We start from the raw sequence: 2,002 nt of genomic DNA on the forward strand, positions 1-2,002 counted from the left end.
CGTCCACGCCGCGCCGCCGCCCCCGCAGGTCTCGCCGCTCCCGCCGCTCCCGGAGCCGCGCGGCCGCTGCGCGGCGTGGACGCGGTGCTGCTGGCGGTGGCGGTGGTGTGGGGCAGCAGCTACCTGGCCGCCCAGCGCAGCGTGGAGGACCTCGGCGTGGCGGGCACGCTGGCGCTGCGCTCGGCCGGCGCCGCCGCCGCGCTGGCGCTGGTGGTGCTGGTGCGCCGGCACCGGCGCGGCGGCGCCGTGCGGGGGCGCGACGTGGCCCTGGGCGTGGTGTTCGGGCTGACGCAGACGGCGGTGCTGGCCCTGGAGACGCACGGGGTGGCCGGCACGTCGGCGACCTCGGCGGGGGTGCTGATCGCCACCACGGTGCTGCTGACCCCGCTGGTCGAGGGGGCGCTGACCCGCCGGGTGCTGCCGCCGGCGTTCTTCGCCGCCGGGGCGCTGGTGCTGACCGGGGTGGCGCTGCTGGTGGGGCGCGGCGGCCTGGGCGCCCCGGCGCGCGGGGACCTGCTGGTGCTGGCCGCCGCCGCGGTGCGCGCGGTGCACGCCAGCGTCCTGGGGCAGGTCACCCGCGCCCTGGCCGTGCCCGGGCGCGGCCAGGGCACCGGGCGCGGCGCGGGGCGCGGCGGGGGGCCGGTGGACCTGGTGGTGCTCTCGGCGGTGCAGGCCGGCACCGGCGCGCTGGTGACCACCGCGCTCGCGCCGGGCGCGGTGCTGCAGGCGGTGCGCGTCGCCGGGACCGGGCAGTGGCTGCTCGTGGCGCACCTGGCGCTGGGGTGCACCGCGTTCGCGTTCTTCGCGCAGTCGTGGGCGCTGGCCCGCGTCTCCGCCGCCCGCAGCGCGCTGCTGCTGGGGACCGAGCCGCTGTGGGCGGTGCTGTTCGGCGCGCTCGTGGCCGGGGAGCGGCTGGGGGCGGTCGGTGCCGCCGGTGCGGTGCTGGTGCTGGCCGGCACCGGCTGGGGTCAGCACGTCGAGCACCGCCACCAGCACCGCGCGCGGGACGGGCGCACACTGCGCACGGGGAGGGTCCGGCGGCCGCGGCCCTCGACGCGCACCGGGACGGGGGCACGGGTGGACGGCACGGGCACCGACGGCGCGCGGCAGGACCCCGAGGGCTCCTGGCTGGGCGAGTACCTGGCCCTGCCCTGGGAGGAGGCCGTCGCGCGCGCCCGGGCGCGGGGGCGCCCCGTGCGCGTGCTGCGCCCCGGTGGCGCCGCGACCGCGGACCTGCGCCCGGACCGCCTCAACGTGGAGCTCGACGAGCGCGGCGCCCTGCGCGGCATGCACGCCGGGTGAGCCCCCGCGCGGGCTGAGGGCCCGCGCCGGGGGTCAGCGCCGGGGGTCAGCGCCGGGGGTCAGCGCCGGGGGTCTCCGCTCCCGGTGGTGCGTCAGGTGCTCGGACCTGCGGTGAGCAGGCGGTGCGCCAGCTCCAGCCGGGCCTGCGCCCGCCCGGGGGTCAGGCGCGCACCGGCCTCCAGGGTGGCCAGGCCGTGCAGCACCGACCAGGCGACCTCGGCGCGGGTGCCGTCCTCGTCGGGGAAGGCGTCCCGCACGCCCGAGAACGCCCGCCGCAGCGGTTCGGGGGTGTCCTCGGCCGCGAAGGCCAGCCCCGAGGGCAGCGAGAACATCGCCTCGTACAGCCGCGGGTGCTCGGCGGCGAAGCGCAGGTAGGCGCGCATGCGCGCCGGGGGCTCGGGGTCCGCCGCCCCCAGCGCCGCGGCGAGGTCGGTGAAGCCGGTCAGGGCGACGGCGTCGAGCAGCGCCTGGCGGCCGGGGAAGGCGGAGTAGAGCACGGGCTGGGTGACGCCGAGGTCGCCGGCCAGGCGGCGCATCGTGACGGCGCTCCAGCCGTCGGACTCGGCGAGGTGCCGGGCGGTGCGGACGATCAGGTCGCGCCGGGAGTCGAGGTCGGGAGCTGGTCGGGGAGGCACGACAAACATCCTAGCACTGTTATATAACGGTGTTAGTCGGCGTGTCCGTGTCGACGGACCCACCC

General features: G+C 79.6%; 2 protein-coding genes. One reads left to right on the forward strand and one right to left on the reverse strand.

The features are described from left to right. Positions 1 to 1,302: DMT family transporter (locus GTR00_RS19835; RefSeq protein ID WP_205706251.1), on the forward strand; the 1,302-nt coding region annotated here is incomplete at its 5' end. Positions 1,303 to 1,394: 92 nt separating this feature from the next. Here GTR00_RS19835 and GTR00_RS19840 read toward each other — a convergent pair. Then, positions 1,395 to 1,946, reverse strand: coding sequence for a TetR/AcrR family transcriptional regulator (locus tag GTR00_RS19840; RefSeq protein WP_166613272.1), 552 nt, complete (start codon positions 1,944 to 1,946; stop codon positions 1,395 to 1,397). Positions 1,947 to 2,002: the final 56 nt, after the last annotated feature.

The sequence above is a fragment of the Kineococcus indalonis genome (assembly GCF_009906395.1).
Taxonomy (GTDB): Bacteria; Actinomycetota; Actinomycetes; order Actinomycetales; family Kineococcaceae; genus Kineococcus; species Kineococcus indalonis.